This is a genomic window from Mariprofundus erugo, assembly GCF_005818865.1.
In the GTDB taxonomy this organism is placed as follows: domain Bacteria; phylum Pseudomonadota; class Zetaproteobacteria; order Mariprofundales; family Mariprofundaceae; genus Mariprofundus; species Mariprofundus erugo.
This window is the reverse complement of record NZ_VBRY01000002.1, coordinates 254,933-279,466: the sequence shown is the minus strand read 5'-3', so window position 1 is coordinate 279,466 and position 24,534 is coordinate 254,933. Positions and strand designations below refer to the sequence as shown.

Genomic DNA, 24,534 nt, shown 5'->3' with positions numbered 1-24,534 from the left:
TTCTACGGACAAATCCTGTATCGCCTTATGAAATGATCCGCTTTAATTCTTGCGCAGCATTCTTGGCCCAAGGGTTGATCACATTGATATTCAGACGCTTGGCCTTATCCATCATCCCCAAACCAATTGCCCCGGCATGGACGATTCCTATCGTAAAATTTCCGTCACCACACAGATCATCACGAAGTGAATCCAGTTCAAACAATTCGTCCGAAGTCAGCTTGGCCGTATGCTTGCAGGACAGGTACACAAGCTTGTTGTTTCTGGCGCCAAGGAAATCGATTTCCTGGCTGTCATTATTGGACAAGGCCGCATCCATCAACACTTGAACGCCAACCCCGGCTCCCGACCATTCAAGGTCTGCCAGCACGCCACCAACCCAATCTTCGAGCCATCCGCCATTGATGTACCCATACACATTATTGTCCTGAGCTGAAAAGCTCAGATGACCACTCGAACCAATCGTCAGATTCTTCAGTAAGCCAATCTCTCCGACTATCCGAAACGCACGGATCAATGGCTCTGGAAATTCGTGGATGGTTTTTCCACTCTTCTTACTGACCAGAGAGAACTCACGGTGAGTTGAATCCGGAGCATGCAGTCCATTGAGTACTTTTCCCTTCATTGCCCGCTTCACATCTGGAGAGAGTGCTTTGAGCTGCTCAACATGCGGTAACCTTTTCTGACACGTATGTGTCGAACGCATGGGGCGATTCCGATCATACGAATTGCCATGCGCCTTAAGCATCTCTTCCAGGGAAACCAGTTCACTGGGATATTGATCATCGCGTTCGGTAGGGTAGAGCACATCAAATGACTGATTCGGTTCATCATAGACGATGACCTCACCATGCTTCTGATCGAAATTGAGTAAGAAAGCCGACATCCCAATCGATGTCAGAACTTTGGGTCCGCTGCTTAAATGGTAAACGTACTGCCCCTCTGAATCGAGGCCGGAAAACTTCGCCAACAACTGAGACGACAACTTCTTTGGGTTAGAGGTTTCTACTGCCCAAACCTCTTGCTGGGGCACTTCCGCTTTTGCCCACTGATATAATCTTTCGCAATATTGCTTTGCATCTTCCGGGCAAACCCAAATGACCTTGGATGGTTTAAACGTTCGAATAGCAACAAGGTTTGGTATCGCGCTCCGCGATACATTCTGAATCAAAGTAGAAATAGCCCCTCCCTCATCAAGCTTACTTCATTATGAACCCAGTTTTTCTTTTGGATGGCATGAGTCAATAAGGGATACTCTGAATAACCGCGTTTTTTCTCCGTGTTCCGCTCGACCGGGCAGAAATCGGAAAAAACCTTGGTCTACATTAAGGCCTTCCCAGCGAATTTTGGCTGATCAAGGCAACTTTGCCATTTCTCGGGCAGGACAATGGGGGCAGTTCTTTAGTTGCTAGTTACGGGGGATAAATGAGGCGCTACCCATTTTCCGAATGATCATTGTTGGCTGACATGCGCGCCGGCGATTGCCGGGCATAAAAGCAAAGAGGGGACGTGACAGTGTCACATCCCCTCTTGTCGTTGGTACCGAAGACTGGACTCGAACCAGCAAGGGCGTTAGCCCACCACCACCTCAAGGTGGCGTGTCTACCAATTTCACCACTTCGGCATTCATGTCAGCCCCGGGCTTATGCCCGTGATCGACAGTGAAACTTATTCTGCAGACGGTAGATTGTCAGCAGGTGATGCCGGCGTATCGCTCTTCAGTTTTGACGGATCAAAACCCTCTTGTGCCGGCGCGCCCGCATCCTGCTGTATCGGAGCCTTTCCTGCAAGTGCCCGATCAACAACCGAGCCGGTCTGCTGCTGCGAGAAGAAAGCAAGGGTCAGGCTGGTCAGCATAAATGCTGCTGCCAGGCCACCGGTAGCCTTGCCCAGGAATGAACCGGAACCACGGCTGCCGAACAGGGTTTGTGCACCACCGCCGCCAAAAGAGGCGCCCATATCGGCACCCTGTCCGCGCTGTACGAGTACGACCCCGATGAGAAGTACTGCGATCAACACATGGACGATGATCAGGATTGTTGTCATGTTATAGTTCTCCTTAGCTCGCTACGTTGATAGCGGCTTTGACGATTTGCATAAAAGAGTCGGCCTTAAGGCTGGCACCGCCGACGAGGGCACCTTCAACACCCGGGCATGAAAGAAGCTCTTCTGCATTGCCCGGATTAACGCTGCCACCATAGAGCACACGGCAGTCGTGTCCGAGGCGGGTAAGCTCCTCATGTACGAATGCGTGGGTTTCTGTGACCTGCTCCTTGGTTGCGGTAACACCGGTGCCGATCGCCCATACAGGCTCGTAAGCAATGGTCAGAGGTGCATTTTTAGGCGCGCCCTTGAGTACTGCCAGCTGTTCGGCCAGCACCATGTTGGTGATGCCGCGCTCGCGCTGCTCGAGTGTTTCGCCGATGCAGAGAATCGGCTCAAGGCCGTGCAGCCAGGAGGCATTCAGCTTGGAGCGGATCTGGGCGTTGCTTTCGCCAATGATGCTGCGGCGCTCGGAGTGACCGAGAATCACATAGTGGCAGCCTGCATCGCGCAACATCAGCGGGCAGATGGAGCCGGTGAATGCACCCTTGTCTTCATAGTACACGTTCTGCGCACCGAGTTCGATCTGCATCTCTGCAAGCTGTGCCGACATCGGGTGCAACAGGGTGAATGGAGGCATCAGTGCAATTTCGACGCTTTCCGGTGCGGGATTGCTGCCAAAAGCAGCGATAAAGTCTCTGGCTTCCTGCAGCAGACCGTTCATTTTCCAGTTGCCTGCAATCAGGCAGCGTTTCGAACCTGTCATTGTAATACCCCTCGAAGCCAAAAATGGTCGCAAAGTCTAGGAAAATAGTGCATATGCGCAAGCGGAAATGAAGATGTCATACAATTTGCAGCGCCGCATATTTGAGCATCAGTCGTTTCAGCCCCGATTTTCTGAACTGAACGGTGATTCTGGTGGCATCACCGGTTCCCTCACTGGCAAGAATCACGCCTTCGCCGAAACTGGGATGAAGCACATTGCTGCCGATTTGTACGCCACCAGCGGCCGGTATCGCGGTCGTTTGTGGCATTACCGGTGTATCAGGTTGCAGAATGTCAGCGGGAAGGTCCCTGATGAAGCGACTGGGTTGCGGGTAATGCATCTCCCCGAACAGCCTGCGTACGCGTGCAGTCGTCAGTTTCAGCTGGCGACGGGCACGTGTGATGCCGACATAGAGCAGGCGCCGCTCTTCTGCGATGCCGGCCTCGCCATCGTCGAGTGAGCGCTGGTGTGGCAACAGCCCCTCTTCAACGCCGGGCAGTACCACACAGTCAAACTCAAGCCCTTTGGCCCGATGCAGACTCATCAGTGTAATGGTGTCATCATTATCCTGCTGCATCTCCTCACTGCTCTGCAACAGAGCGGCCCGATCCATGAACTCAACCGGTGTCAGCTCCTGCTCCATGGTCAGCTCGATATAGCTCTGCAGTGTGCGAATATTATCGATACGGGTGGCTGCCTCCAGCTCCCCCATCGATTGCAGGCTGTCGAGATAGCCGCTTGCCTGCAGCAGCTGCATCAGCCCGCGATCCGGTATTTGATCAACATCCTGTCGCAGCGAACTGATCAGTTTTGCCAGAGGGGCAAGCTTTCCAGCCGCTCCGGTTGCCTTGCCTTCAGCCAGGAGGTCGAGCCAGTCACTGGCTCGCAGACCCGATGCTGCCAGCTGGGCAGCCAGCTGCTCCTCGCCCTTGTTGCCGATACCCCGTTTCGGTTTGTTGCAGATGCGCAGCAGCTGCAGCGTGTCACCACAACGGTTCAGCAGGGCCCAGTAGGCCAGCGCGTCCTTGATCTCCAGTCGCTCAAAGAAGCCTACGCCGCCCACAATGCGATAGGGTAATGCCGCCTCGCGCAATACCTGTTCCAGGGCAAGTGACTGGCGGTTGGAGCGGTAAAGCACCGCCATCTCATGCCATGCATAGCCTGCACTCCGCCAGTTGATCAGCTCTGCCGTGATCTTTCGGGCCTCATCGTACTCATCGTTACAGATATTCCACTGGGGCAGTGAGCCATACTCTCTGGTCGCGCGCAGGCATTTGTCGTGACGATCTTCATTCTTTTTGATGATGGCATTGGCCAGATTCAGGATCGCCCCGCTGGAGCGATAGTTCTCTTCCAGCCGGTGGACGCTGGCGCCGCTCCAGATGCGTTCGAAATCAAGAATGTGGCGGACATCCGCACCACGCCAGCCGTAGATGCTCTGATCATCATCCCCGACTACGGTCAGGTTGTGGTGATCGGCACACATCAGGGTGAGCCACTCATGTTGTACGGGGTTGGTATCCTGATATTCATCCACCAGTACATGGTCAAAGCGCCGGCGCAGGGCTTCGGACACGCCCGGGTGCTCACGCATCAACAGTACGCAGTTGAGAATAAGGTCGGAGAAGTCCATACGCTCATGCTCGCGCAGCTGTTGTTGATAGGTGGCATAAAGAGCGCGTACATCGGTACCGTTCCAGTGACATGCCGGCGCACTCTCCGGCGTCTGGCCGGCATGTTTGCAGTGTTCGATCCAGCCCAGCAGGTAGGACGGGTGCAGTCGATCAGTGGCAATGTTGGCCTGTTTCAGCAGCCGTTTGACCAGCGCTTTCTGGTCGTCGGCATCGATCACCTGAAAGGTGCGTGGAAACCCCAGTGCATCGGCATAACGGCGCAGCATGCGCAGAGATATGGAGTGGAAGGTGCCGGAAACCACGCCGCCACCGTCATCGCCGATCAGCTGGCTCAGTCGGGATTTGAGTTCCGCTGCAGCCTTGTTGGTAAAGGTGACGGCAAGAATGCGATGAGGCGCGACACCACGGGCCGCTATCAGGTGGCCGATCCGGTGTACTATGGTGCGTGTTTTACCGGAGCCTGCGCCGGCAAGAATCAGCTGGGGGCCGTTACCGGCTTCGGCAGCAGCCTGTTGAGCCTGGTTCAGTTCAGACACGCTCCCCCTCCCCGTGTTTGACGATCATTTTATGGTAGGTTGAGAAAATGGCATTACGTGAAAGCATGCCCAGCACCTTACGGGGATTATCTGCCGCGACAACCGGCATTTGTTCAAATGTCTCCCGGTCGAGAACGGTAATCGCCTCAAGCAGGCTGCCCTCTTCAGAGATCACCGCCACGTTTCTGTTGGCGACCTCAGCGGCAACCACGATCTCATCCAGTGCCGGATCGATCAGCCAGTTCTGTAAATCGGCAAAGGTTACAATGCCGATCATCAGCCCCTCATCATCCACTACCTGCACGCAGCCCTTGCCGGAGCCGGTGTAAACCTGCTTCAGCTCGCCAAGCTTGGCATGGCCGGATACGCGCGGTATCGCCCGCCATGGAATGCGGGTGATTGGCACCGCCCGCATCCATGATTGTTCAAGGCTCCAGTGTGATTCAATTCCCCGCTCTTCCAGTGCTTCGGTAAAAACAGAGGCTCTGCCGAAAGAGCGAGTGACCAGTGTGGCGACACTGCAGGCGGCCATGAGTGGCAGCATGATGTGATAATCCGCCGTCATTTCGAATACGATCAGCATGACGGTGAGTGGTGCCTGCAGGGCGGCGGCAGTCAGTGCACCACTGGCCACCAGTGCATAGGCGCCATAACTCTCTGAATATGAAGGTGAGAAATTATGAGCCAGATCTCCGAACAGGGCACCTACGGTTGCCCCCATAAACAGAGCCGGCCCGAACAGGCCTCCGGGGAAGCCGCCGGAAGCGCATAAAATGGTCGCGAGAAGTTTGCCTGCCAACAGTACGCCGAGAAACAACGACAAGGGCACAATCAGCCCCATGATATGGGGATTGATCTGTTCAAGCAGCATTGAGCCGACCGTGCCGTAGCCGATTGACATGATCTCCGGCAGCATCAGTCCCATCACTCCAATGACAAAACCGACAGCAGCGGGCCTGAGTCGCCGGTCAGGAATGAGCCCTGCCAGATATTTTCGTGTCGGCGCCATCGACTTGATCATGACCGTGGCGACCAGGCCACAGATGGCACCCATCACGATATAGGCGGGTATTTCCCAGGCGCTGATCAGGTGGTATTCGGTCACGGTAAAGGCCGGGAAATTACCCACTTCGGAGCGGGCAATGACCGTTGCCAGCACCGATGCAATGACGATCGGGCTGAATGTGGCGATGGCGTAATCAGCCAGAATCACCTCAAGGGCGAACAGAGCCCCGGCGATGGGGGTATTGAATGAAGCGGCAATGCCGGCAGCAACACCGCAGCCAATGAGGATGCGAAGCTGCTGTTCGGTCATACCCAGCCGATGGCCGATTTCCGATGCGATCAGCGCACCAAGCGCGACGGTGGGGCCTTCGCGGCCGAGACTGGCACCACCGCCAATGGAGAGAGCTGAGCCAGCCGTTTCTGTGCCCAGCTGTCGTGGATGGATGCGCCCGCGTCGTTCTACCATATCCGCCAGTACACCGGTTACCCCGCGCAGCTCTCCGCCCGGCAGAAAGCGGACGGCAATCCAGCCGACCAATAGCCCTGTGATGGTCGGAGCAATAAGAAAAATGTACCAGGGTGTGTTGGCGAAGGCCTCTTCCCATGTGCGTTCGCCTGTCCAGAAAAGACTGACCCATTCAATGGCAAACCGGAGCAGCAGTGCTACGTAGCCTGCCAGTACACCGATGACAACGGCGAGCAATACCATGATCAGGGTTTCCTGTCGCTGAATCCACATCAGTAGCGCCGCTTTCTGTTGTTGTAATTTAGTCCACAATACCATCTCACATCCTTGCGCTGGTCGAGGGGGATGTTAGCAGGAACAGATGATTTTGTTAGCGCCTGTCTGCGTACGCCGGCTTGCCGGTCTGGCCGCGACCCTGATTAATCGGCAAAAACGGACAGGTCGAACGGGTGCTCGATAATGGCCTGCTGTACTGCATCATGTACCGCATCAAACGGAATGCGGTCGGACAGGTGGGTATTGCAGAACAGGTTGGCCTGATAACAGATGCTGCCGAGAAAGTGCGTGCTGTCCGGGCGGTGGTGTTCGCCGACAGCGGTGAAGATATCGTCAGGGAACAGCCACAGGCGCAACAGCTGCATGCCGGCTTCAGCGTGATTGACGCCGTAAATCTCCTCCTCTGCCTGAATCAGCGCATCCTGATGCAGATGGCCGGTTTCCCGTTCAAAATAGGTGAAATCAACGCGCATGCCGAGGGCGGCTCGACCGATGTCATGCAGCAGGCCGGTCATAAAGGCCCGTTCATGGCTGCAGCGCTGTTGGTCCGGATCGACGGCATGTGCCATTTTCTCACACACCATGGCGACGGCGAAGGCATGACCCCAGAAGCAGCGGATATTGGCCATGCCTGTCGGCAGTATCATGCCGTACATCAGTGACATGGCTGTCGCGATATGCACGGTCTCTCTCAGGCCGATGCGGGCGATCGCTGCACTCAGCTCACCCACGGGGGTATGGGTGGGATTATAGGCCGGAGAGTTGGCAAACTTGAGGATCATGGCCGTTGTGGCCTGATCACTGCGAATGACCGAGGCAAGATCACTCGCATCCGAGTTCGGGTCCTGGACTACCTTCTGAATTTTGACAAAACGATCAGGTAGCGATGGAAGATCATCGCTGAACTTCAGCAGCTCGAGAGTCGAGCTTCTACTATATCCGGAATGAATCATAACCACATAATAAGCAAATTTGCGGCCAGATACCAGCCGCTGCCTGTTTGCTGTGACGATGCTATACGATGGGCTACAGCCCCTGTTGCGACCAGTGCATGGCGTGGCTGCAGAGTGATTCATAAACCGGAAAAACGATTGTGCCTCCGAGAAGCAGGTCCGGTAGTGGCGAGGCGGCGACTAACGGCATGATCAGCCAGCTGTAACGGTGTTCAAACAGCGGCAGCATCCGCTTGCAATATGGGCTTGTCAGCAGCCACTCGCCCGCCAGTTGTCCGGGCAGCGGTAGTAAATGGAGTGCAGCCATGCAGAGGTTGAAAAACATCAGCACCTTGGCCCACCAGTGATGCAGTGGCGGCAGCCCGGTTGGCGCCATATGCGACAGACTTAAGGTATAAACCAGGAACCCCGCCAGTGTCAGTAACAGGTGCATCGTGCAGCGGATAGCGGCGCCTTTGACGCCCGGTGTCAGGATTCCTCCGGGGGCTACGATCATGCCACGATGAAAGGCGATGGAGGCAATCAGCGGAAGCCATACCGCTCTGCCTGTGATGGCGAAAAACGGATGCGGTACAGCCACTCTGTTGATGCGTGATTCACCCAGTGTCACGAAGGTCAGTGAAATCAGCACCGGCAGGCTGTAGAGAATCAGCTGCCGGGTTACAATCTCTATCCACCCATCCATCAGTGCGGACGTTTAACCCTGTTGTGGTGGTCATTTCCCACTGTATTCCTCCGGGGTGATGTCGTCAGCTTCGTAATGTGTCGGAGTCTTTGGCCGGTTGCAATGCCTGATGACAGCCGCAGGACAATAGCTAGCCTGTCGTGATGGTTACTGCGACATCGCTGCACTACATTCGCCTGTTTTATCTGGTCTACTTTGCAGCAATGGGGCTTGTTCTGCCGTTTTTTCCCGTTTATCTGCAGCAGACCGGCCTGGGGGCCGGCATGATCGGCGTGATGACAGGGCTGCTGGCGGCTGCGCGTGTCATTGCACCACCATGGCTTGGTCATATCCTTGATCACCGTCATGCCGGTGCCGTTCGCCTAGTCCTGATCTCTTCGGCGCTGCTGGCGGCACTTTTCGCATCCATGCTCGGTGCTTTCGAGCATGTGCTGCTGCTTGCACTGGTGACACTGTTGTTCGGTATATTCTGGGCCATTCTTTTACCGCTGACCGATGGCCTGTCTGTTTCCGTCTCCGAGGCTGCACTGGCTGATTACGGTCGCCTGCGAGTGTGGGGGTCAGTGGGGTTTGTCATTGCCTCTCTTGCCGGCGGTGCCTGGCTGATGGGGGATTCATTGCATGAAACCTTTCCCGCCATACTTGTGATCCTGATGCTGGTGACGGCATTCGCTGCAACAGGCTTTCCCACCCTGCATGCTCCGGTGGCTGAATCGACCGGTATGGGCCGGCCACGGTTTTCGGTGCAGTTCAGGCTGTTGCTGGCGATTGCCTTTATCATGCAGGCATCACATGGCGCCTATTATGGTTTTTTCAGCCTCTATCTGAGCGATGCCGGTTATGCTGGCGGGGAAATCGGTGCCTACTGGGTGATCGGCGTGCTGGCCGAGATTGTGATGATGTGGTTATGGGGGCGGCGCGTACAGCAGGTTGCTCCGGCATGGGTCTTTGCCGTCTGCATGTTGCTGGCAGCGATGCGCTGGCTGGGTATCGGCCTGACCACAAACGGCTGGATACTGGTAGTTCTGCAGCTGCTGCACGCAGCCAGTTTTGCCGCATTTCACGTGGCGGCGATTGCCTGGGTGCGCCGTCTGGCGCCCGTATCACGTCATAGTGCGGCGCAGGGGCTTTTTTCAGCGGCGGGTTTTGGCCTTGGCAGTACGGTGGGTATGATGATGTGTGGCTGGATTGTTGAAGTTTACGGCTTTTCCGCAGCCTTTCTCTGCTGTTCGGCAATCGCGGTGGTCGGTGTTCCGCTATCGCTGTTGCTGCCTCGTCGTATGGTTCGCGGATAAAGGTGGCGATAGCAGATCGCACCTGATGGTTACAGAAGCGGGTGAAGCGGTTTTTTTGCATGGTTAGGGAGATGCTGATTGGGTGCCCTCCTGGCAAAAAATCAGTTCGTAAAGGCAAAAGCGTGGTTTTGTCTTTGCTTACAAATCAGGCACTTACACGTCTGATTTGATTCGCTGCATCCTGCAGCTCACCTGGCGGCGGTAAAGCCGTTCAATCCGGCTATCCTGCCGGATTGTGGCGCCCGTCCATGGCTCGCCCGGAAGCGCCGAATTAATCAGCGATTCCTTAGCCAGTGGCCCGGCTCCCGCCGGGGCGGGAGCCGGTTGTCTGTCACAGCAGGATCAAGTGTCGAGATTGAAGATTGAAACCTGTTGTCTCAATTCAGCAGCCAGCTCATTGAGTCGCTGGCTGGCGGCTGCAGACTCCTCCACCAGTGCCGTATTTTGCTGTGTTCCGGCATCAATCTGGGCGATTGCCTTGTTGATCTGCTCAATGCCGCTGGTTTGTTCGAGACTGGCTGCAGCGATCTCCATAATGACACTGTCGACCTTGCTGACCGCCTGAACGATGGCTGCCAGTGCGTGGCCGGAATCGTCGACGAGTTTGCTGCCAGCCTCGACACTTTCCACGCTCTGGTTAATCAATGTCTTGATCTCTCTGGCTGCCTCCGCACTTCTCTGGGCCAGCGAGCGTACCTCACCGGCAACGACGGCAAAGCCCTTGCCCTGCTCTCCTGCTCTGGCCGCCTCGACGGCAGCATTCAGTGCCAGCAGGTTTGTCTGGAAGGCGATTTCATCAATGACACCGATAATATCGGCAATTTTGCGGCTGCTGCTATTGATGCTTGCCATGGCCCGGATGGTCTGTTCCGCAACCTTGCCACCCTGCTCCGCCTGGCCTTTGGCATCGGCAGCCAGTTGCTTGGCCTGGCGTGAGTTTTCGGCCGTTTGCTGGACGGTACCGGTAATCTCTTCAATGCTGGCTGCGGTCTCTTCGACGGCTGCCGCCTGCTCCTGGGTGCGGGTATTGAGTGTATGATTCCCGGTTGCAATTTCACCGGCACCGGCATCGACTGCTTCGGCAGCGGCAATCACACTGCCGATCACCTCGGACAGTTTCTCGGCGGTTCTGTTGTTGGCCTGTTTGATGGCATTAAAAGCGCCCGAATACTCATTGGTAATCCGGTAGGTAAGGTCTCCCCGCTCAAGGGCAGCAAGTCCCTTGATGGTGTCATCAATAGCCTGCTCGTTTACTTCGACGAGTGCATTGATGCCGTTACTCAGGCTGGCATAGAAGCCGCTTCTTCCGGCTGAGGAGAGGCGTTTGCTCAAATCACCCGAACGCGCGGCTGTAATGACTGCATCCACCTCCCGCTCAAGCATGACTTCTGCAGTGCGGTCCTTCCACTCGGTGATTGTAGCCAGCCGCTCTTTATGCTCATTAAACACCGGCGTGGCGGTGACATTGATTACGCAGCCACCGACATCAAGATCACCGGATGCGTATGAGCCGGTCAGGCGATCGAGGATCTCCCTCTGGTGGCCAGGGTTTTTATGGAACTGATCGATACTGGCGCCGATCAGTTTTTTGACATCGAGTTGCGGCAGCACCTTGCGGAAGGCGTCCTGATGCCTTTGCATGAACTCCACCGCTGACCGGTTGTGATAAAAAATAATGCGGTTTGCATCTGCGATCATCACCGGCGAAGCGACAGCGTCGAGCGCCTGCTTGATGCGCAGTGCGGCATCCTTTTCCTCGGTGATTTTGACAAACAGTACGCTTTGCATTTGCTCAAGCGCCTGTTGCAGCGCGCCGATCTCATCGTGCCGGTCAATCTGTATCCGGTTATCAAAATGTCCTTTTGAGATGTTTTCAGCGATGCCCACGGCCTGTGCGATCGGGCGTGCCATTGAGTTGGCTCCCAACACTGCGATGACAATGGAGGCAATGGTGATGAGGACAATAATGACCAGCACGGATATCATGATATCCGTCTTCAGGGCGGTAATCCCGGCAAAAGCCTCGGCCTCATCGATTTCAGCAATAATAGCCCAGTGCAGGCCGTTAAAAGCCAGCGGGGCATAGGAGGAGAGCACAGGCACGTTGCGGTAGTCGGGAATGATGTGAAAGCCGGTGTTGCCGGCAAGCGCACTGGTGGCCGATGAGGAGTTGACCGGCTGCAGGCCGATGCCGGAATCCCTTGCATCAATCTCTGCCAGTGTGGCGCCATCGATGTCCGCCTTCTTGATGGCGGCCAGGTATGCCGGTTTGTCTTCAATTAAAAAGCGGCTGTCGCTGCGTAATGTTTGATCCGCTCCGACCAGATAGCTTTCACCGGTTGCGCCGAGGCCGACATCACTCCATTTTTTGTTGCTGGTCATCAGCGCATTGATTTTGGAGATCGGCATCTGAAAAATCAGTACGCCGTATTTTTTACCATCCTTGATGACCGGAGAGGCAATAAAGCCGGCCTGTGCTTCGTACGACGGGGTATAGGGGTGGAAGTCGGAAATAGCCCAGCCATTCATATCTTTCATGGCATTGGCCTGGCGGAATGTTTTGGCCAGATCCGAGTTGGCATAAGGGCCGTGGGTCAGCGAGGTGGCAAAATCAAGCTCTTTGAAAACGGTGTAGACCACATTGCCATCATTATCGACCAGGAAAATATCGTAGTAACCGAAGCGCTTGAGGAATTCGTTGTAGTGCGGGTGATATGTGTGGTGGGTTCGGCTGTAGCCGGAGTCAACCGGCAGATCCTGTAATTCGTTTTTTGAGCCAAGCGGTGCAGGATTGGACTGAATGAAATAATATTGCAGGGCTACCGAGTCGCCATCGAGGCTGGCAAGAAATCTCATGGCATTCGGGTCCTTGCCGTGATTGGCATCCCTGTAGGTGCGCGAGAAATCATTTTTGTAATAGTTCGCCAGTTTGCTGCGAAGTGCTTCCGTATTCTGCTCGCTGATGCCGACTTCTTTGCGGAAGGATTTGAAATCACTGGTGAACTCAGTCAGTGCATCGATCGTCATTTTATCGTTGGAGAGGGTGATCACCTGGTCTCTGATGGTTCCCAGATAATCTTCGATGGCCTCCTTTCGTGACTGCAGTACCGAATCGAGTTTACTCTGCTCCTCTTTATAGACGGCATCATAGCCGCTGTTAATGCTCTGAAGACCAATAATGACGCCGGCCAGTATGACTGGAATGACCGACAGGGCTGCCGCCGCTGCCGTTAACTTGCCTTTCAACATCAAACCTTTAAACGGGCGCATGTCCCCTCCTTGTTCGGCTGCAGATCGCTGCAGCAGCTGTTGTGGTGGCTGCAACCAAGAAATATGCCAAAATCAGATTTGCTGCAGACCGGGGAGGTGGCGCTCATGGCGATGGGTGACGAAGGCACTGACCTGGCTGCTTTGCGAGGTACGGTGTGAGTCGACAGAAACAGAACGGGGGGCTTTTCAGCCCCCCCCCTTGATGGATCAGTGTGAATGATCAGATGTGAATGGCGCGCCCTTCCGAGTCCAGTACCGCCTCATGAATCATTTCAGAGAGGGTCGGATGCGGGAACATATGGTGGGCCAGTTCCGCCTCGGTGGTTTCAAGCGTACGAGCCAGTTGCAGTGAGACAATCAGCTCGGTTGCTTCTGCACCAACGATATGGGCACCGAGCAGTTCACCGGTTTCGGCGTGGAAAATCGTTTTAACCATGCCCTCGGTTTCGGCCAGCCCCATCGCTTTGCCGTTGGGGGCATAGGCCATGCGGCCGATTTTCACCGGGATGCCCTCATCGGCACACTGTTTTTCTGTTTTGCCGCAGGAGCCGACCTGTGGCTGACAATAGGTGCAGCCCGGTACGTTGCCATAATCCACCTTATGCGGGTGTTTGCCGGCAATGGCCTCCACGCAGACGATGCCTTCGTGGCTGGCCACATGCGCAAGTGCCGGTGCGCCGACGACGTCGCCAATGGCATAGATGCCCGGGTGATCGGTGCGATACCAGTCATCAACCTCGATGCAGTTACGCTCGATCTTCATTTGTGTCTCTTCGGCATTGATATGATCGGTATTGCCGATAACACCGACAGCAACGAGACAGATATCCCCTTCAATCTGCTGCTGTTTGCCCTTGGCCTCATACTCAACCAGGGCCCGGCCGTTTGAACGCACGGCTTTTGAAACCCTGGCGCCGGTAATGACCTTGATGCCCTGCTTCTTGAAGCTGCGCTCAACCACACGGGAGATTTCATGATCTTCAAGCGGCAGAATCTGGTCCGCGGCCTCAATGACGGTAACCTCGGATCCCATGGCATTATAAAAATAGGCGAATTCCATGCCGATCGCACCGGAGCCGATCACGATCAGTTTTTCAGGTGCCTTTTCAGGAATCAGTGCACGCTTGTAGGTGATGATGACCTCATCATCGACCTCCATGCCGGGAAATGCTCTTGCCCGTGCGCCGGTGGCAACAATCACGTGTTTAGCCGTGACCTGTTTGGTCAGGCCGTTGGCATCTTCCACCGTTAATGTGTTATCAGCCTCAAAGCGGGCATAGCCTTCAATGTGTTCAATGTTGTTTTTCTTGAACAGAAAGCCGATTCCCTTGTTCAGCTTGTCGGAAATCTGGCGGGAGCGGGCAACAGCCTTGGCAATATCCGGTGTGGTCTCGGACACACCGATGCCCAGCTCATCACCGTGATGACGGATGACATTGACCAGCTCTGCCGTTCTCAGCAGTGCCTTGGTTGGAATGCAGCCCCAGTTCAGGCAGATACCACCGAGGTGGGTGGCCTCGATGCAGGCGGTTTTCAGGCCGAGCTGGGCCGCCCGGATGGCTGCGACGTAGCCGCCAGGACCGGCACCAATGACCACCACATCATATTCACCGTCGGGATTAAACATGCCGGCGGGTTTGAGGACCAGCTCTGCCTCCTCTTCGGCATCGTGAACGGCATGGCCGATGACGGCCGATGACTGTGCATCAGGTGCCGACTCCGCCGCCAGTTCCGCCGCCTCTTCAGCCGGGTCATCTTCGGCAAATTCGGAGACGGTGCCGGATGGCATATAGCCGTCGGGAATGGTTTCGCCATTTTCAGCGATAATGGCGATGGGCAGACCGACCGGAACCACCGAGCCTGCCGGTGTCAGGATGCGGTAGAGTACGCCCTCATCCACCACTTCCATCTCCATGGTTGCCTTGTCTGTTTCGATCTCGGCCAGTACTTCACCGGAAACCAGCTCATCGCCCTCTTTTTTCAGCCAGCGGGCAATTTTCCCCTCTGTCATTGTGGGTGAGAGCTGAGTCATAAATAGATCAATCGGCATTGCAAAACCTCATAAATATTAAGCCAGTAAAGAGACGGGTCAGGCAGATGCAGATGCGTTATTTCTGCCTGACCACGGGAATCAGAGCAGCAGACCTGCCGGGCACTCCAGACGCTTTTTCAGTGCGGCCATGAACTCTGCACCGACCGCGCCATCGACGACCCGATGATCGCAGGAGAGTGTCAGGGTCATCATCTGCCTTACAGCCACAGCACCATTTTCAACCACCGCGCGAGCCTCGGTGGCACCAACGGCCAGAATGGCCCCCTCAGGCGGGTTAACGATGGCGGCAAATTGTTTGATGCCATACATGCCGAGGTTGGAGATGGAGAATGTACCGCCACTATATTCAGCCGGCTTCAGAGCGCCTGCACGGGCGCGGGCAGCCAGCTCTTTCACTTCTGATGATATGTCGACAATGCCTTTCTGCTCGGCAAAGCGGACGACCGGGGTGATCAGGCCGCCCTCGATCGCGACGGCGACAGAGATATGGGCGTGTTTGTGCATCAGTGTATGGGTTTCGGTCCAGGCTGCATTGGCCGCCGGAACATCGACCAGAGCCTTGGCAACGGCCTTGATGATGAAGTCATTGACGCTGAGCTTGAAGGTGCCGCTGGCGGCATCATTCAGCTGGCTGCGGAGATCCATCAGGCGATCCATCACGACATCCACGCTCAGATAGAAGTGTGGAACCTGCTGTTTGGACTCGCTGAGGCGGCGGGCAATGGCCTTGCGCATCATGCTGTTTTCAACGCGCTCATACTCATCCGGGTGATATGGCAGCGGACCTGCCGGCAGTGGTCTGACCGGTGGCGGGGTTGTCGCTGCAGTATTGCCACCGAGGTTGATTCCGCGGCGCATCGCCTGCTCAATATCGGCTTTGATAATACGGCCGTTTGGTCCTGAGCCGGTCATGGCGGCCAGGTTGATGCCCTTGAGCTTTGCCAGACGTCTGGCCAGCGGACTGGCGTTGACGCGGCCGCTGCGAGCCGGTTGCGCAGCTTCAGTCGGTGCCGGTGCTGCGACGGTTGCCGCAACCGGTGCAGCTGCCGGAGTTGCATCTGCTGTGGCGGTTTCAACTGCTGCAGGGGTATCTGCTCCGGGCTGGTAACCGGCAGCAATCTCCTCACCCTCTTCTGCAATGACGGCAATCGCCGCGCCGACCGGTACAACGGTGCCGGCGGGAGCAATAATGCTGTGCAGTATGCCCTCTTCGACAACCTCCATTTCCATGGTTGCCTTGTCTGTTTCGATCTCGGCCAGTACATCACCGGACACCAGTTCATCGCCCTCTTTTTTCAGCCAGCGCGCGATTTTCCCTTCGGTCATCGTCGGCGATAATTGGGTCATAAATACATCAATTGGCATATTGGTCCTCAAAATCCTTTGCCACAAAAAGGGCTGATGGACAGCAGATGGCTGTGCCTGTCGCGCCAGCTTTGTGGTTAAGGAAGCGCTGATTCATCCAGCGCTTCCGAGCGAGCCATGGACGGCTCGCCAAATCAGATGCGTCAGTGCCTGATTTGTAAGCAAATGCAAAACCACACCGTTGCATTTGCCGGCTGATTTTTTCCTGATGGCAATAAATCAGCATCTGCTTGATTGCATCAGGCGCGGCCGCACACCACTCGAGCGGCTTCAACAATATCGGCGACACTTGGCAGCGTCATGGCCTCAAGGTTTGCCGCATAGGCCATCGGCACTTCCTTGCCGGTGACACGAATGACCGGTGCATCAAGGTCATCAAAGCCCTTCTCCATAATACGGGCGGAAATTTCCGCACCGATGCCGGCAAAGCGCCAGCCTTCCTCAACGGTGACAACGCGGTTGGTCTTGGCTACCGAGCGAAGAATGGTGGTTTCATCCAGCGGGCGAATGGTGCGGGGATCGATCACTTCGGCATCGATGCCCTGTTTGGCCAGCTCTTCAGCAGCAGCCAGTGCAAAACCGGTCATGCGGGAGTGGGCGACGATGGTGACATCATTGCCGACACGTTTGACGTCAGCCTTGCCCAGCGGAATGATATATTCGCCGTCCGGTACGGTGCCCACGTCACCATAGTTGATCTCGTTTTCAATAAATACAACGGTATCATTGTCGCGAATCGCAGCCTTGAGCAGCCCTTTGGCATCAGCCGGATTCGATGGCATGACCACCTTCAGGCCGGGGACGTTGGCCAGCCAGTTCTCCAGGCTCTGCGAGTGCTGGGCTCCCACGCGGGCAGCCGAGCCGCCGGCGCCGCGAAAGACCATCGGTACGCTGTATTGGCCACCGGACATGTATTTCATCTTGGCGGCAGCATTGACGATCTGATCGAGTGCCAGAATGGCAAAGTTCCAGGTCATGAATTCGATGATCGGGCGCAGGCCGGTCATGGCGGCACCGACACCAAGGCCGGCAAAACCGAGCTCGGTAATCGGGGTGTCGATCACGCGTTTGGGGCCGAATTTGTCGAGCATGCCCTGCGAAACCTTGTAGGCGCCATTATATTCAGCCACCTCTTCGCCCATCAGGAAGACGCGATCATCGCGCTCCATCTCCTCGCACATGGCCTGATTGAGAGCCTCACGATAGGTAATTTTCATGGTTAACTCACCTTGCCGGGATAGGGATATGCGCCTTCAATCGGGTCGCTGTATACATCGGTCCACAGCTCGGCCGCATCCGGCTCGGGCTGCTCTTCAGCTGCTTTGGCAACTGCAGCGACCTCTTTCTTGATATCACGGTCTTTCTGTTTGAAGTCCTCTTCCGTGGCGATGCCGGCTTCGATCATCTGGCCCTGAATACGGGCAATCGGGTCGCGGCCTGTACGCCACTCATCCACTTCAGCGCGTGAGCGATAGGTTGCAGGATCCGACATGGAGTGACCGCGATAACGATAGGTCATGGCCTCTACCAGAATCGGGCCCTCACCGGAACGTGCATGGGCCATGGCTGTGCGCATTTTTCTTTCGAACTCAAGCACATCCATGCCGTCAATTTTCATGCCCGGGATCTTGAATGAGATACCACGCTTGAACAGCTGCGTTTCAGCCGAGGCGCGATCGAGGGAGGTGCCCATGGCGTACTGGTTGTTTTCGACCACGAATACAATAGGCAGCTTCCACAGTGCAGCCATGTTGAATGACTCGTAAACAGCGCCCTGATTGATACCGCCATCACCCATAATGCAGATGGTGACACGGCCGTCATTGCGGTACCAGCTGGAAAAGCCGAAGCCCAGTCCGATTGGCACCTGCTCGCCAACGATACCATTGCCGCCGGCAAAGTTTTTGGTGATGTCGAACATGTGCATCGAACCACCCTTGCCTTTGACAATACCGCCCTTGCGACCCAGCAATTCAGCCATGACTGCCGTCGGATCACTGCCGCGTGCAAGAATGTGACCATGATCGCGATAGCTGGTCATCATATAGTCGGTTGGCTCGGATGCATGGTGCAAACCAACGCACACCGCTTCCTGGCCGTTGCAGAGATGGCAGAAACCACCAATCTTTTTAAGACCGTACATCTGGCCGGCTTTTTCTTCGAAGCGGCGGATAAACAGCATGGAATCATGCATCTGATGAAGTGTTTCCGCATTGTAGAAAACACCATCATGCATAATCCCTGCACCCTGATTCTGCTCTGCAGACATGGTACCCCCGGATAATATTTAATAACTGCGAATGATGCCCCAGCCCGGACAGACCAGCAACCGGCAGCAAATTTATGGTCTTTTTCGCTCCCGAAAACCAATCCGGACCATCGCTCGTCGTGCATGTCGTTTGACCGAAGCTGGCTGCGGAGGGATGAAAAGCATTGGGAAAGCCGTGTTGCCGCTGTCATGATTGCGCCGATTCAAGCTGGAGGAACGCCATGAGTGAGCGCTACAGAGCGGTATATTCCACCGAGCAGGGGCAGCTCGGCAAAGCGATGGAAAAGCAGTCAGCCGGCAAAAAGCGGCCGGGGCAGAAAAGCAAGGCCGAGCCGATTAAAAATCCTGCCAAGCAAGGGGTGCGTATCCGCCGGGAAAGCAAGGGGCGTGGCGGAAAATCGGTATGTGTGATTGATGGTTTGCCACTGGATCAGGAGGGGCTCAAGCAGTTACTCAAGCAGTTGAAGGGGCATCTTGGCTGCGGTGGTGCGGTAAAGGGCGATTGTCTGGAAATTCAGGGTGATCACCGGGAAAAGCTGCTGCTATTGCTGGAGCAGGCGGGGCATCGCGCCAGGCTCGCTGGCGGTTGAGAGGCCGGTCCGTTCCGATATTTACCGGGACGTAGTATTGCAGGCGCCTCCGGAAATGAAAAAAGGCGGAGTGCCTGCTCCGCCTTTTGCATATTTCGAGGATGCTTCTTTCAACTGCCGCTAACAGTATGTGGCGAATCCTGTCTGTTTTTGATGACAATTCTGTGACACAGACCACACAATGAAAAAAACATGCGTTGGTTCACTTTCCTTGTCCGTGGCCGGCGGGATTATTCGCCGGCGTAGAGTGCCTCGAGAATCGGACGGGCGCCGGCGTCAAGAATCTCATCCGCCAGGGCAACGCCCATGGCTGCACCGGTACCACGGGGGCCACTGATTTCACGGCGGATCACCACAGTGCCATCGACCGATCCTACCAGTCCTTTAAGGTGCAGCTGCTCCCCGTCCAGTGTGGCGAATGCTGCAATCGGTACCTGGCAGCCACCCTCAAGGCGTGCCAGGAAGGCGCGCTCGGCGCGGGTGCGATCGACGGTATCGGTATCGTTGAGGCGGTCGACCAGCGCATTGATGGCATCATCGCTATCACGTGTCTGAATGCCCAGCGTGCCCTGCGCAACGGCAGGCAGCAGGGTTTCGGTATCAATAAACTCGTGCATCTGATCTTCCATGCCCATGCGGCGGATGCCGGCGGCAGCCAGGATCACTGCATCCACCTCATTGCCCATTTTTGACAGGCGGGTCTGGATGTTGCCGCGTACAGACACAAAGTTGAATGAAGGGTATTTTGCCTTTAGCTGGGCGACCCGGCGCAGGCTTGAGGTGCCGATTGTGGCCCCCTCAGGCAGTGTGGCCAGGCCACCACCGGTGATGGTGGCGACGGCATCGCGCGGGTCTTCACGCTTTGGATGGGCACGAATGCTGGTTCCTTCCGGCAGCATGGTGGGGACATCCTTCATCGAGTGGACGGCAATATCAGCACGCCCATCCAGCAGCGCCTCATCGATCTCTTTGGTGAACAGCCCTTTGCCGCCTACCTGTGCCAGCGGCACATCGAGGATTTTATCGCCACGGGTGACAATCTTGACAAGCTCTGTGGTGATGTCCGGGCTCATCTTCTCCAGTTCGGCAGCAATATATTCAGCCTGCCAGAGGGCGAGCGGTGAGCGGCGGGTAGCGATACGGATATGTGGCACTGGGGTCCTCCTGATGGGAAAAGCGAAACGTACCTGCTTGGCCTGCTGAAGTAAAAAGCTCTGCACGATGATCCATCCGATGCCTCGGCTGTTTGTATGCACGTACGGATGTGCTGCCATGACTTTATCGATGCTCTGCCCGCTCTGAGGTCAGGTAGCGGCTTTAGTGCCTGCTCTGCTGCATGATGATGTCGGCCACTCTTTTGTAATCACCACCAAAATGGTGGCCGCCAGCCATTTCTATTGGTTTGGCGGTGCCGGTCAGCTTTGAGCAGCCGCTGTTGCTTTCATCTGAACCGTAAATGCAAATCACCTTCACAGGAGCGAGTTTTGCCACCTCGGGGATCACCTGATATTCACCGCTGCTGCTCGATAACCAGTCGCCGACGTGGAACTCAAAATCCACGGTTTTTTCCATACCGAGCAGGGTGATGCTTACCACCTTCATTTTAAGTGCTGCAGGGAGTCTGCTGGCCATAAATGGAAGTGTATCCGCACCACGGGAGTAGCCAATCAGAAGAAAGCGGTTGATTGCCCACTTCCTGCTGTAGTGGGTCAGGATGCGGGTCATGTCGGCACCGGCGATATCGGGCGTCTTTTTGCTCCAGAAATACTGCAGGGCATTCAGGCCGATCACTGCGATCCCCTTGCTGTTCAGGGTCTCGCCGATCTGTTTGTCGAGGCTGGCCCAGCCTCCATCTCCGGAGATAATGACGGCCATGACATCGCTTTGTTTTGCAGTCGGCATGACGATCAACGGCAGGTCTCTCACCTCCGCATCATGGAGAGCCGGGGTGGCGTGCGCGGCCTGCGTACTGACCATACGTTGAAATGTGCTTTTAAACTGCGGGCCCCAGTTGTGCCGGACTGAAAAGCCATGACCGACCCTGGGCAGGTCGATGAATTCGGCCCCCGCGACCTTTGTGACAAAGCTTTGGGCTGCCGGGGATGGGCAGACCTGATCAATGTTCCCTTGCAGTACCGACCATGGTGACGGAAGTTGATCCACGGCATGGTAAATAAAGCCCAGCTGCGCATCCTGATTTGCTTTCAGGTTGCCGCTGCCCCGACAGAAGGGTTTGTCTGTTTTCAGGTCCGGGCAGAAACTGAGGCTGATGCCACCGGCGAACGTGTTGGCCGGAGATTGTGCCAGGATGGTGTAGACCATGGTGGCACCGGATGAGTAACCGACCAGTACCGGCTGGACATAGTGCTCAAAACGGTATTTCTTTTGCAGATACTGGCTGAGCGTTTCGAAGTCAGCAGCGGAATAGTTACAGCGGTCGCGGGCGCTATTCAGCCGGGGAATGTAATGAGTGATGTCGATACCGACCACCATACTGTCAAGCGCAGCAAGGGTGCGGGCCATATCGATCACGCCCAGGTTCCAGCCGCCATCACCGGAGATCAATAATACGAGGTGATCCGGGTGGTTGTTTGCCTGATACATATGCAAGGTGCCGAAAGGGCCAAAGCTATCGGTGGATTCAATCAGTTCGCCGGCATGGGCCGGAGTCACCCAGAGTAATATGGCGCATATAGCGATGCATATCTGTTGACTCATTTTCTGATCGCTCCTTCGATACCGCCTGAAATCAGCCCGGTGACAGATAGCAGGGTGGAGGCGACCTTCAGGCCGGATGGGGCTGCGAGGTAGCGGGGCTGCCAGTCAGGATCAAACTTTTCCTTGTAGTGATACAAGCCTTCAAAATTGTAGAACTCTCCGCCGAAGCGGAAGATGCTATGACCAATGCGTTGCCATACCGGTGCCAGCGGATGTGATCTGAGCCCGGACAGTGGAGCCATGCCGAGATTAAACCATTGATATCCTTCTTCTTTACCCCATAGCATCAGTGAAACCATCAGGTACTCCATGACTCCGTTCGGGGCGTCGGGGGTGTAGCGCATCAGGTCAATGGAGAGCTCCTCCCTGCCATCTGTTTTCCAGATATTAGCGAAGGCAAGGGGGCTCCCGTCTTTCATGGCAACCGCGATATCGCAACGCCTCAGGTAGTCTGTATCGAAAAAGCCGAGCGAAAACCTCTTCTCCCTCGCCTGTTTGGTTTGCATCCAGCGATCAGAGATGGTGCGCAGGTCAGGAAGTATGGCGGTGACATCGGCAGCCGGTACAATGGTGAAACTGATGCCTTGCCTGGTAATTTTGTTGTAGGCATGTCGCAGGTTCTGACGTTGTCGCCCTTCAAGGCTGAACCCTTGCAGTGGTACGCGCGCCTCTTCACCAAGCTTGAGTAACGACAGGCCGAAGTCGAGGTAAAGCGGGAGATGATGTTGGCCTACCTGATAGAAGGCGATGTTGGCAGCATGCTGGTCGGCCATTTCCCGGAATTTCCAGGCAAGCTCATCATATTCATCCGGGTTGCCTACGGCATCTCCCATGGCGACCCACATTTTCGGGGTGGTGGCGAACATCAGAAAGCTGTTGCCCGACTCGCTCCACAACAGATGTTTGTCTCCGAGCAGCGCCAGGTGCGGCATGGTGTTGGGAGCTTTGCCTGCCAGCACTGCAGCCCTGTCCAGCATCGCCTGATCCGGCAAGGCGAGGGTGCTGGTCGTGTGAGTAAGCAGGCGATACAGAATGAGGCCGGATGCGAGTACGGAAACAGCTACCAGCGAGCGAAGAAAACGCGGGGCGTCGCCGTGCAGGGAAAATTGCCACCACAGCTGGTTTGAATATTCCACATGCTTGAATGAAAAAAATCCAAGCCATGCGGAAAGGCCGATCGAAAGAATCACCAGTGCTACCCACGAAACAGGAAGGTCGACGGCAAGCAGGGATGATTTTCTGTAGAAATGTTTGTGGGCAGGTAAAAACAGCAGCAGCAGTAAGGTCAGGATCGTCGCCTCTTCAAAATCCCACCCTTTGGCCAGTGAAGCCAGCGCGCCCAGCACAAGCATGACGATCGTCGCATAGTAGGCCGCATCCATACGCTGATGAACGGCTCGTGACAGAAACAGCAGCATGACACCGGCCATGCTGGCCAGAAGGTGGGAAAACTCGATCAGTGGAAGGGGTAAAATGTAGTGAAGCCATTGCAGACGTTCCGCTACGGCCGGAGTGGAGCCGGAAATCAGCAGGACGCATCCGCCGAGCAGCAGGAGCAGCGAAAACAGTTGGGGAATCGCGGGCTCAAGGCTGTCCAGTATGGCTTTGATTTCGGTGTTTTTTGCAAGCCATTTGTGCGGCTTCAGCTCGTATAGTGTCAGAATCAGTCCGGCAAAGAGCAGTGGAAGCAAATAATAGACAGCCCGGTAGGTGATCAGTGCCGCCAGTATCTGGGAGGCAGGGTAGTGACCGGATGCCAGAAACATGAAGCTACCCTCAAATACCCCGATGCCACCTGGGACCTGACTGAAAAGGCCGGTCAATTGGGCCAGGATGTAAATCATCAGAAAGGTGCTGAAGGGTATATCGATAAAGTGTGTGAGCGGCAGATAAAGCACGACTGAAGCAAGCAAAAGATCGAGCAGGGCGGCCAGCGTTTGCCGCAGGGCGAGAGATCCCCCCGGCGGGGAAAGCGTGAAGCCCCGGATGGTGATGTCTTTTCTGTAAAACAGAATAATCCCCCACCATACAAGCAGAGCCGATGCTCCTGTGCTCATAACGATCCCGGTTATTTGCCGGTCCGGCAGGTTCAGCGCTGTAAGGGCTTGGCCGGACAGGGCCGTGTAAGTGCCGACCATCAGGGTGATCGCACCGATCAAATAGGTAATGGAGCAAAACAGTATCACTTTCGCAACGGATACGGCCGATACTCCCCAGCCTGTATACAGTCGCAGGCGCAGGGAGCCACCGGAAACCAGCGCATGGCCGATATTGTTGCTGATGGCATAGCCCAGGAATGAGGCCAGCAGTATTTTGTACCAGGGCAGTTTTTCGCCTGCATATTCCAGTGCAAGGTAGTCATACAGGCTGAGACTGAGATATCCCAGCAGTGTGCATGCCCCCATGCCGAGCAGCAGGGTCAATGGCATGCTTGATACGGCTGCCTTGATCTCCTGCCAGTGATAGAGAGCAATTTCATGATGGATGACAGCGACGGCAGCAATGATCAGGGCAATGCTGATGACAGGAGCATATTTTGTCAGCTTGATGAACAGTCTGTTCATGATGTCATACCTCTGGTGTGGCTGGTCCGCCGGTGTATGAATCGAT

General features: G+C 55.6%; 18 protein-coding genes and 1 tRNA gene. 2 read left to right on the top strand and 17 right to left on the bottom strand.

The genetic code is table 11. The features are described 5' to 3' along the window. Positions 1-25: 25 nt before the first annotated feature. The 8 genes from FEF65_RS03260 to FEF65_RS03225 form a co-directional block, all read right to left on the bottom strand. Entirely contained in the window at positions 26-1,171 is a 1,146-nt protein-coding gene (locus FEF65_RS03260) for a Card1-like endonuclease domain-containing protein (protein WP_161595167.1), read from the bottom strand. 366 nt (positions 1,172-1,537) lie between these two features. Further along, positions 1,538-1,624: transfer RNA gene (locus tag FEF65_RS03255), tRNA-Leu, on the bottom strand. Positions 1,625-1,668: 44 nt separating this feature from the next. Next, positions 1,669-2,046, bottom strand: a complete 378-nt coding sequence (gene secG, locus FEF65_RS03250; RefSeq protein WP_138238345.1) for a preprotein translocase subunit SecG — start codon at positions 2,044-2,046, stop codon at positions 1,669-1,671. A gap of 13 nt (positions 2,047-2,059) precedes the next feature. After that, complete coding sequence (tpiA, locus tag FEF65_RS03245) at positions 2,060-2,809, bottom strand: triose-phosphate isomerase (RefSeq protein ID WP_138238344.1); 750 nt, start codon at positions 2,807-2,809, stop codon at positions 2,060-2,062. A 76-nt stretch (positions 2,810-2,885) separates the two neighbouring features. Beyond that, a complete protein-coding gene (locus FEF65_RS03240; RefSeq protein WP_138238343.1) occupies positions 2,886-4,979 on the bottom strand; it encodes an ATP-dependent helicase in 2,094 nt (697 codons plus the stop codon). Next, entirely contained in the window at positions 4,972-6,768 is a 1,797-nt protein-coding gene (locus FEF65_RS03235; protein WP_138238342.1) for a chloride channel protein, read from the bottom strand. Before FEF65_RS03235 ends, FEF65_RS03240 begins: the two co-directional genes overlap by 8 nt. Before the next feature lie 101 nt (positions 6,769-6,869). Next, positions 6,870-7,679 carry an HDOD domain-containing protein gene (locus tag FEF65_RS03230; protein ID WP_138238341.1) on the bottom strand — a complete coding sequence of 270 codons (810 nt, stop codon included), beginning with the start codon at positions 7,677-7,679 and terminating at the stop codon, positions 6,870-6,872. 73 nt (positions 7,680-7,752) lie between these two features. Further along, positions 7,753-8,364, bottom strand: coding sequence for a hypothetical protein (locus FEF65_RS03225; protein WP_238701146.1), 612 nt, complete (start codon positions 8,362-8,364; stop codon positions 7,753-7,755). 143 nt (positions 8,365-8,507) lie between these two features. On the opposite strand from FEF65_RS03225, the gene FEF65_RS03220 reads away from it, so the two are divergent. After that, a complete protein-coding gene (locus FEF65_RS03220) occupies positions 8,508-9,659 on the top strand; it encodes an MFS transporter (RefSeq protein WP_138238339.1) in 1,152 nt (383 codons plus the stop codon). A gap of 342 nt (positions 9,660-10,001) precedes the next feature. On the opposite strand, the gene FEF65_RS03215 is transcribed toward FEF65_RS03220, so the two are convergent. From FEF65_RS03215 to pdhA, 6 genes are all read right to left on the bottom strand, one after another. Further along, positions 10,002-12,929, bottom strand: coding sequence for a methyl-accepting chemotaxis protein (locus FEF65_RS03215; protein ID WP_138238338.1), 2,928 nt, complete (start codon positions 12,927-12,929; stop codon positions 10,002-10,004). A 220-nt stretch (positions 12,930-13,149) separates the two neighbouring features. Continuing rightward, complete coding sequence (gene lpdA, locus FEF65_RS03210) at positions 13,150-14,979, bottom strand: dihydrolipoyl dehydrogenase (RefSeq protein WP_138238337.1); 1,830 nt, start codon at positions 14,977-14,979, stop codon at positions 13,150-13,152. Positions 14,980-15,060: 81 nt separating this feature from the next. Continuing rightward, a complete protein-coding gene (locus FEF65_RS03205; protein ID WP_138238336.1) occupies positions 15,061-16,347 on the bottom strand; it encodes a pyruvate dehydrogenase complex dihydrolipoamide acetyltransferase in 1,287 nt (428 codons plus the stop codon). Beyond that, positions 16,337-16,573, bottom strand: a complete 237-nt coding sequence (locus tag FEF65_RS03200; RefSeq protein WP_161595166.1) for a hypothetical protein — start codon at positions 16,571-16,573, stop codon at positions 16,337-16,339. Before FEF65_RS03200 ends, FEF65_RS03205 begins: the two co-directional genes overlap by 11 nt. A 13-nt stretch (positions 16,574-16,586) precedes the next feature. After that, positions 16,587-17,564, bottom strand: a complete 978-nt coding sequence (locus FEF65_RS03195; RefSeq protein ID WP_138238334.1) for a pyruvate dehydrogenase complex E1 component subunit beta — start codon at positions 17,562-17,564, stop codon at positions 16,587-16,589. Between the two features lie 2 nt (positions 17,565-17,566). Then, entirely contained in the window at positions 17,567-18,616 is a 1,050-nt protein-coding gene (gene pdhA, locus FEF65_RS03190) for a pyruvate dehydrogenase (acetyl-transferring) E1 component subunit alpha (protein ID WP_138238333.1), read from the bottom strand. A gap of 221 nt (positions 18,617-18,837) precedes the next feature. Between pdhA and FEF65_RS03185 the strand changes: the two genes are divergently transcribed. Continuing rightward, entirely contained in the window at positions 18,838-19,206 is a 369-nt protein-coding gene (locus FEF65_RS03185) for a translation initiation factor (RefSeq protein WP_138238332.1), read from the top strand. 230 nt (positions 19,207-19,436) lie between these two features. On the opposite strand, the gene hemC is transcribed toward FEF65_RS03185, so the two are convergent. From hemC to mprF, 3 genes are all read right to left on the bottom strand, one after another. After that, entirely contained in the window at positions 19,437-20,360 is a 924-nt protein-coding gene (hemC, locus tag FEF65_RS03180) for a hydroxymethylbilane synthase (RefSeq protein WP_138238331.1), read from the bottom strand. A 163-nt stretch (positions 20,361-20,523) separates the two neighbouring features. Beyond that, a complete protein-coding gene (locus FEF65_RS03175; RefSeq protein WP_138238330.1) occupies positions 20,524-21,924 on the bottom strand; it encodes an AcvB/VirJ family lysyl-phosphatidylglycerol hydrolase in 1,401 nt (466 codons plus the stop codon). Further along, a complete protein-coding gene (mprF, locus tag FEF65_RS03170; protein ID WP_161595165.1) occupies positions 21,921-24,488 on the bottom strand; it encodes a bifunctional lysylphosphatidylglycerol flippase/synthetase MprF in 2,568 nt (855 codons plus the stop codon). The genes FEF65_RS03175 and mprF overlap by 4 nt, the downstream gene beginning before the upstream one ends. Positions 24,489-24,534 lie beyond the last annotated feature (46 nt).

Bases quoted from the DNA above. Each gene is read 5' to 3' on its own strand.
- secG (WP_138238345.1), bottom strand. From the start codon at position 2,046: ATGACAACAATCCTGATCATCGTCCATGTGTTGATCGCAGTACTTCTC.
- tpiA (WP_138238344.1), bottom strand. From the start codon at position 2,809: ATGACAGGTTCGAAACGCTGCCTGATTGCAGGCAACTGGAAAATGAAC.
- FEF65_RS03235 (WP_138238342.1), bottom strand. From the start codon at position 6,768: ATGGTATTGTGGACTAAATTACAACAACAGAAAGCGGCGCTACTGATG.
- FEF65_RS03230 (WP_138238341.1), bottom strand. From the start codon at position 7,679: ATGATTCATTCCGGATATAGTAGAAGCTCGACTCTCGAGCTGCTGAAG.
- FEF65_RS03225 (WP_238701146.1), bottom strand. From the start codon at position 8,364: ATGGATGGGTGGATAGAGATTGTAACCCGGCAGCTGATTCTCTACAGC.
- FEF65_RS03220 (WP_138238339.1), top strand. From the start codon at position 8,508: ATGGTTACTGCGACATCGCTGCACTACATTCGCCTGTTTTATCTGGTC.
- FEF65_RS03215 (WP_138238338.1), bottom strand. From the start codon at position 12,929: ATGCGCCCGTTTAAAGGTTTGATGTTGAAAGGCAAGTTAACGGCAGCG.
- lpdA (WP_138238337.1), bottom strand. From the start codon at position 14,979: ATGCCGATTGATCTATTTATGACTCAGCTCTCACCCACAATGACAGAG.
- FEF65_RS03205 (WP_138238336.1), bottom strand. From the start codon at position 16,347: ATGCCAATTGATGTATTTATGACCCAATTATCGCCGACGATGACCGAA.
- FEF65_RS03200 (WP_161595166.1), bottom strand. From the start codon at position 16,573: ATGCTGATTTATTGCCATCAGGAAAAAATCAGCCGGCAAATGCAACGG.
- FEF65_RS03195 (WP_138238334.1), bottom strand. From the start codon at position 17,564: ATGAAAATTACCTATCGTGAGGCTCTCAATCAGGCCATGTGCGAGGAG.
- pdhA (WP_138238333.1), bottom strand. From the start codon at position 18,616: ATGTCTGCAGAGCAGAATCAGGGTGCAGGGATTATGCATGATGGTGTT.
- FEF65_RS03185 (WP_138238332.1), top strand. From the start codon at position 18,838: ATGAGTGAGCGCTACAGAGCGGTATATTCCACCGAGCAGGGGCAGCTC.
- FEF65_RS03175 (WP_138238330.1), bottom strand. From the start codon at position 21,924: ATGAGTCAACAGATATGCATCGCTATATGCGCCATATTACTCTGGGTG.
- mprF (WP_161595165.1), bottom strand. From the start codon at position 24,488: ATGAACAGACTGTTCATCAAGCTGACAAAATATGCTCCTGTCATCAGC.